This window comes from Gammaproteobacteria bacterium, assembly GCA_013001575.1.
Lineage (GTDB): Bacteria > Pseudomonadota > Gammaproteobacteria > Steroidobacterales > JABDMI01 > JABDMI01.
Window position 1 is genome coordinate 20,790 of sequence record JABDMI010000108.1, and the last position, 7,541, is coordinate 28,330.

Annotated in this window: 4 protein-coding genes; all 4 read right to left on the minus strand. The window is 48.3% G+C overall.

Annotation, left to right across the window (positions count from 1 at the left end):
- Window positions 1–99 precede the first annotated feature (99 nt).
- Window positions 100–2,790 (minus strand): cation-transporting P-type ATPase, encoded by a 2,691-nt coding sequence (locus tag HKN88_09055; GenBank protein NNC98203.1) that lies wholly within the window; start codon window positions 2,788–2,790, stop codon window positions 100–102.
- A gap of 78 nt (window positions 2,791–2,868) precedes the next feature.
- Window positions 2,869–4,176: an HlyD family efflux transporter periplasmic adaptor subunit gene (locus HKN88_09060; protein NNC98204.1), complete on the minus strand. Its 1,308-nt coding sequence runs from the start codon at window positions 4,174–4,176 to the stop codon at window positions 2,869–2,871.
- A gap of 2 nt (window positions 4,177–4,178) precedes the next feature.
- Entirely contained in the window at window positions 4,179–6,545 is a 2,367-nt protein-coding gene (locus HKN88_09065; GenBank protein ID NNC98205.1) for an ABC transporter permease, read from the minus strand.
- Between the two features lie 6 nt (window positions 6,546–6,551).
- On the minus strand, window positions 6,552–7,259 hold the full coding sequence (locus HKN88_09070; GenBank protein ID NNC98206.1) for an ABC transporter ATP-binding protein: 708 nt from the start codon (window positions 7,257–7,259) through the stop codon (window positions 6,552–6,554).
- Window positions 7,260–7,541: the final 282 nt, after the last annotated feature.

Sequence of the window (7,541 nt, forward strand, 5' to 3'; positions counted from 1 at the left end):
ACCTCTCGTTACATTCAATAGTGTTTATGTTCAGGACTGTTTTATACTAAACTTTGCCAAAAAAAGGGTATTGATTCAGATCAAAAAAAACGGACTTTATTACACCGTTGCCTGCGACTGGCCACGCATAATTATTCTTGCCAGCGGTCCGGTGCAGACAATACTGACACTCATTAACAAAACCAACAGCCAGCCTCTGGCATCGGGTGCGTGCAATTGCAGGACATTCGCAAACAACGGTACATACACGGCCAGTAATATCAACGCACAACACAGGATCAATGCCATCCAGATCCAGCGATTGTTGACGATCTCGTTGTTTAACCACCGTCTATTGTTATCCCGCAGGTTAAAGACATGCCACAGCTGGGCAAATGCCAAAGTTAAAAATGAAATACTCACGGCTTGCATTTCATCATAACCAAGCAAAACCTGAGACAAATACATCGAGCCTAAGACACTTCCGGAAATCAAAAAACCGTAGGTAAATATCAACCACCACAAGCGGCGGTCGAGAATGGGAATAGATAATGAACGCGGGGCTTGTTGAAGTATATTGTCTGACCCTTTACTGACCCCGAGTGCCAGGGCAGGAAAAACATCGGTAACCAGATTTAAAAACAAGATCTGCAAGGGCAATAATGGTAAAGGCCCACCGGCAAATGTGGCTAATCCAATGATCAATATCTCACTCAAATTACATGACATTAAATACACCACAAATTTTTGAATGTTGTTGTAGATCACCCGTCCCTGTTTGATTGCCGCAACGATGCTGGCGAAGGCATCATCCAGCAAGATCATGGCCGAGGCATCCTTGGCAACCTGGGTACCTCGTTGACCCATCGCAATACCAATGTCCGCTGCTTTCAGTGCAGGTGCGTCATTAATGCCGTCACCGGTCATGGCAACCACTTGATCACGAGACTGGAATAACTGTATGAGTTGCTGTTTTTGTACCGGTGTGGAACGTGCAAATACGGCTGTTTGTAACAATCTGGTATTGGATGACAAGTCATCGCTATAGTCGCGCAGATCAATGGCATCAGAGAGTGTTGATTCACTCGGAATTATTCCCAGTTTTTTCGCAATGCGATAGGCAGTGGCCGGATGGTCTCCGGTAACCATGACCACGGTGACTCCGGCATTGTGGCATTGCGTGATCGACTCTTGTACACCGGCGCGTGGTGGATCAACCAATCCAGCCAATCCCAAAAATGTGAGTGCCTGATACGGAGACTCTTCAAGTGTGCTTGCAGTTTTATGGGCAAATGCGAGAATACGCAGGCCTTCGACTGCCATGTTCCGGGCTTTTTCTTCCCATTGTGTTTTTAATTCGCTTGTGAATTGTTTACTCCCAGTCTGTGACGCGATCGTATTGCATATACTGAAAATGCTTTCTGGTGCGCCTTTAACGGCGACATAATATCCGGAGCTGTCGGGCTCCTGATGAAAGCTTGCCATGGCCTTGGTCTCTGAGCTGAATGGTTCTTCCCGCATCTCCGGCATATCCTGCAATAATTTATCCCTTTGCAGATCACGTTTTGTTCCTGCTACCAATAGTGCCACTTCGGTTGGATCACCAACTGTTTCAAGCTTGCCGTCAGGCTGATTGAATAATGAAGCATTGTTGCAAAGCACCCCGACTTTCAACACCCTATCCAAGAGCTTTATATGCTTGACTGGGTCTCCATCGCCTGCCTGAGGATCCCCGCTGAGTTCGTATCCGGCTTCACTGAGTATGGCGCTCTGATCCTGCACCTCAATCCGGGTAAGAGTCATCTGGTTTTCTGTCAAAGTACCGGTTTTATCGGTAATAATGACACTGGTTGCTCCCAAGGTTTCAACGGCCGATAATCGATTGATCAAAGCATTACGTTTTGCGAGTTTGCGTAAACCGGTTGCCAGTGCAATGGTTGCTACAATTGGCAAGCCCTCGGGAATTGCCGCAACAGCCAGAGCAATGGCAATCTCGATCGCCAGTACTGTTTCGCGACCGACCAAGATACCGGCGACAGCGATAAAAAAAGTAATAACAAATGTGATGTAAACAAGTTGCCGAGCAAGCATGGCAAGCTTTTTTTCAAGTGGTGTACTTTTTGCTTCAGCCTCGGATACCAGTTTGGCAATCCGTCCCAACTCGGTATGTAAGCCGGTTGAAACCACTACAGCTTCGCCGGACCCACGCGAAACAGAAGTCCCTTTGAACAACATATTGCTACGCTCGGCAACATGGGTCTCCTTGGCCAGAGTGACTAACATCTTTGTAACTGGCACAGACTCGCCGGTCAGAACAGATTCGTCTGCTTGTAGTTCGGCTGCATCGAGTAAACAGAGATCTGCTGACAGAATATCCCCTGCCTCAAAGACCACAATGTCACCCGGCACCAACTCTTGTGCAGGTATTTGAATAACATGTCCGTCTCGCCGTACCTTGGTGTTTCTTTGACCCAGATTACGCAAGGCCTCCATTGAGCGGGTTGCCCGCCATTCGGTGAGGAAACCGATTGCCGTGTTGATGGCAATTACGCTACATACCGCAATACCCTGGACAATCTCGCCAAAGTAAAAAGATACAAAAGTGGCCGCTACCAGCAACAAGACTACGATACTTTTCAATTGATTGATCAAAATTGAAATTAGCGAGCGTGCCTTGATCTCACGCAATTGATTCAGGCCAAACTGTTGTTGGCGGGAGGCAATCTCTTTTTGACTGAGGCCATGCGCTGGATCGACCTTTAATTTTGACAAGATAGAATCAATGTCCTGTGACCAGGGTGAGCTGATCAGGACTTGCGAATTGTCAGGTTCGAATGATTTTTTAAACTTATTAAAATTAAAGGCCAAAAGAGTTTCCTTGACTGTTTCCTAGAAATTCCGTGTCCGACTCGAGACCCGCACTCCATCCATGATCTTGTTACTTGGGTGCAGAACAACTTTTTCTCCTGCGACCAGACCACTCACCACTTCGGCATCAAGTCCGCTGCGTTGTCCGATTTGAATATCGCGATGCCGGACTTTGCCCTGTTCAACCACAAACACTGCCCAGGCATCTTTTTGGTCCTTATCAAGTGAGAGTTTTTTCCGAAAAGTTGCCGTTAAAGGAACAGTCAGTACGTTATCAGCCTCCCAGAGAACCACACTCAATCCAACCTGGTAGCCATGCCCCAGCCTTTGCCATTGTTCGCCTGGAGTCACAATATCAATGACCACATTCACACGTTGTTCCTCAATGCCCAGAGCCGAAACCTTGGTGAATCCGAAAGGTTCGACACGTCTTACCCGTCCCTCCAGGTTGCCCTCGCCACCCCAATCGTTGATGATCACTCGCCCACCAGCCTGTACTTGTACTGCATCGGCAGACAAGAGGTCGACCACTATTTCCAGATCGGACGCATCGCCAATATCGATCAACGGCTCGCCTGTTGCAACACTGCGCGAACTGGGGTCATAGACCTTTAAGACCTTGCCATTGATGGGAGAGGTCAAGGGTACACATTCACAGTTTTCACCATGAATGGTGGCATCAGCCGGTGTCAGCAACATCGCTTCTGCCTGCTTGAGTTCATAACTACGCATTTGTACAGCCGCTCTGGCTGAATTCAGTGCTGCCTGGGCGGCTTTGTAATTATGCTCGGCATCATCCAGTTGGCGCACCGGAATGACCTGGCGTTGGCGTAATTGCAGGGCTCGTTCGTATTCACTTTTGGCAAAATCCAGATCGGAGCGCATCCGTGCCAGTTCGGCCAGGGCAAACTTTCGAGCAGATATGGCCGTGTCTATGGCCGCTTTGGCTTGTTTTTCACTGCGTACGTCCAGAAACGTTGGGCTTTGTGGATGTATGACAGCAAGAGATGTGTGATTCGCTTTTATGCTGTCACCAACCTCCAATTCAATGCGGTCAAGTTTCCCGGCTACCGGTGCTGAAAAGGTGTAAACATCATGCACTCGGGTCTGGCCTTCTTCATCAATTCCGACCAACAGGGACTGAGGTCTGATCTCATGCATGTCTACCTCCAGTGCCTGAGGCCGCAATAAAAACGCCAATACACTTGCTACGACCAATAAAATAATCAGCCACAAAACAAATCGTTTACGCTGTGCAGAATTAGCAGTCTGACGTGCATTTTTTTTATTTGTTGCATCGTCTTTTTGTGAATTGTTCGCTTGTGACATTATCATTCCCTCGTTTTTAAAACCTTGATCATGTTCAGATGCTCAACACGGTGACGCACGATCAGAGCAGAAAAAATAGTAGCAACAATACAAATTATCATTGCCTTGGCATACGTGGCTGAAGTTAAAACCATCGGTACACGGAATAGTTCGGTGGCAAAGGCGTTTGCCATGATCCGACACAAACCGATACCCATTACGGCACCAACCGGCAAGGCGAGTATCATCAGAACACTGAGCTCGCCCAACAAAATGTAGGAAACTTCAGTACGTCGAAAGCCGAGCACGCGTAAAGTGGCAAGTTCACGCCCTCGTTCCGACAACGCAATCCGTGCGCTGTTGTAGGCAACCCCAAATCCGAGAATCACTGCCAGACTGGTGAACATGCCAATAAACACCATCATGTGTTCAGCCAGCGTATCGTAAAAGGCATCGATCGCTGCCTGTTTAAGCATCACACTTGAGGCCGCAGGCGTTTCCCTAAGCAAATTAAAAAGTTCTTGTTGCTGACTTTTGTCAATCAACAGACTTACATACTCGATCGAAAAATCACTAAGTAAAATTCTATTCAAGCTGGCCAAATTCATATAGGCAGGCATGGCCAGATTGGTTTCAAAAGTTGCGACAACCGGAATCGTCAAATGCGGTCGGCGCCCTTCCAAAACGTCGACTTCAATGTAATCGCCTGGACGAACTTGCAGTTTTTGAGCAAGGTATGAACCCAACACCAAGCCTTCAGCCGGAGGCGGGATCACACTGTGGCTTGCGTCGTCATAGATCGGTTGCAGTTGTGCATTCCCGGGGATTCCTTGAATACCGCCACGGTGAGTGATGGCGCCATTACTGAAGTCGGCGCTGACGATATGCATAGGCTCCACGGCCAAAACTCCGGGCATATGGGCAAACTCGTGCAATACTCGTTTATCCTTGGTCTCGGCCAGCCCGACCATGATGTCCTGACGTTGTGCATCGTAAAACTGGCGTTCCGCAATGTAATTAATGGAATCCGTCCATTGCAATGTCATGATCAATAAGCCAATGGAACTGGCAAGCCCCACTACCGTTAAGGCTGAACGGAAGGGTGTGCGCGATATATTGCGTGCAATTATGCGAGTCGGTTGATCCAGCCATTCCCCAAAACGAGTCTTGAGCAATCCCGCACTGCGGTATGCCGGTGGCGCCGGGGGTAACATTGCCTGTGCTGGAGGAAGACTGGCAACCCGCTGCAGACTCAGCATGGCTCCGGCCAAAGCGGCGGCACAACTCAATAGCGAAGCAATTAGAACCGCTTTAGGACTTAACTGATAGATCAGGATCGGAAAGCGGAAAGCCTCGGCATACATCTCAGTATTTACGAATCCGAACCATGCCCCCAAAATACTTCCGACAGCAATACCCACTGCGCATATACCCAAAACAAGTTTTGCATAATGCCAGGTCACTTCAATATCCCGGTAGCCAAAAGCTTTCATTAATCCGATGTAACTGCGTTCATTTGCAAGTAATCGGGCAAGTACCATGTTGGTTAAAAACGCCGCTACGGCTAAAAATATCGCGGGCAATATTAACGACATGGTTTTTAGTTGTTCGATCTCGTTGGTAACAAACCAATTGGATATCTGGTCAGCCCGCGGTATAGCGCCAACACCACCATAGGGTTCGATCAGCAGATCTAGTTTTTTGATCACATCTTTTGGATTCACACCATGCATGATTCCCAGTGACAAACTGTTAAATGAATCCTGCAGATCGAAGGCAGCCGAGAGTTCCTTTTGGCCCATCCACATCACACCATAACGCAAGTCGTCCGGCATCAGAGCGCCGGGACCGATGCTGTAAATAAATTCAGGCGACAAGGCGACACCTGCAACACTCAGACGTCGGCGTTTGCCATTCAAGATTGCAACAAAAGTGTCTCCGGGATGCAGGTCATGAGCATCGGCAAACGGTTCATTTAAAATCACCTGGTCTTTTTGCCCGGGCTCCAACCATCCACCCTGGCGCATGGAAAGTTGATTAAGGACTGGCTGCCCGGTTTCCGGAACAGATACGATCTGCGCCATCACCGGCTCATTGAATTCGGGTATTTCAACCGTTACATAACTTACTATGCGGTTCTCTACATTGCGTACGCCCGGAATAGCCGAGATCTTGCGTTCCAGACTTTGTGGTGCCCGCTTGAGATTCACAAACACGTCGGCAAAATGATATCGCTCATAATAGGCGTTACAGGTTTTATCCAAAGCTTCCAAAGTTGAAAGTGACATCAACAAGGTCGCAACTCCGGCAGCTATAACCAATCCTATTGCCAGAACCTGGCCACGCAAATGCCACAAGTCGCGAATGATCTTTTTATTCAGGGAGCGCACTGCTATTCACCACTTCATCTTGTTGGGAGATATGCGCTGCGGGTTTTCGTGGATATTGCCAATACGGCCATCGACCAGCGTGATCACACGATCGGCCATGTCGCCAATAATCTGGTTATGGGTGATCACTGCAGTAGTGGTGCCAAGTTCGCGATTGACCTGCTCGATGGCTTCAAGAACCAATATTCCGGTCTCGCTATCCAGTGCCCCGGTGGGTTCATCACACAGCAATAAGTCTGGCTGCTTGGCAATCGCTCTGGCAATTGCCACTCTTTGTTGTTCGCCACCGGATAACTGGGCCGGGAAATGATCGGCCCGTTCGGATAAACCGACCAGGTCCAGGGCATCTATCGGTGGCAATGGATGTTCTGAAATCTCGGTAACCAGTGCCACATTCTCGCGGGCGGTTAGACTGGGAATCAGATTGTAAAACTGGAATACAAACCCGACGTGTTCGCGGCGATATTGGGTAAGTCGTGAAGGGTTATCAAATTCCAGGACATCATCACGAAAACTGACGGTGCCAATCGAAGGCACATCCAGCCCGCCAATGGTATTCAATAAGGTCGATTTGCCTGAACCCGATTGCCCGAGTAATACAATGAGTTCTTTTTCATACAGGTCGAGATCAACACCGCGCAAGGCGTGAACTTCAACTTCACCCGTCTGGTAAATCTTGCTGAGTTCCCGGGCCTGAATGGTGGCAACAGCCATAGTGGCAAATCCATGCAATTATTCTTGGACGTCCAGAATAACCAAATGCCGGTATTTGCATATTGATCTGAGACAAACTCCACTTGCTTCACTTCACAGCTTGGTTTTTTTTACTCTAGTATCAAAGTGACTCGATCAGTTTGACCAGATCCTGACTTTTCAGAGGTTTGTGCAAAATGGCTGATACCGCGGGCTGGTTCAGCTTTTCAAAACCGACATCATTGCTACTGGTCAGTAAGACCACGGGCAATGTTTGCCCTTGTTGCCTGATGTACTTTGACA

Coding starts and splice junctions, on each gene's coding strand:
- HKN88_09060 (NNC98204.1), bottom strand. CDS start 4,176: ATGTCACAAGCGAACAATTCACAAAAAGACGATGCAACAAATAAAAAA.
- HKN88_09070 (NNC98206.1), bottom strand. CDS start 7,259: ATGGCTGTTGCCACCATTCAGGCCCGGGAACTCAGCAAGATTTACCAG.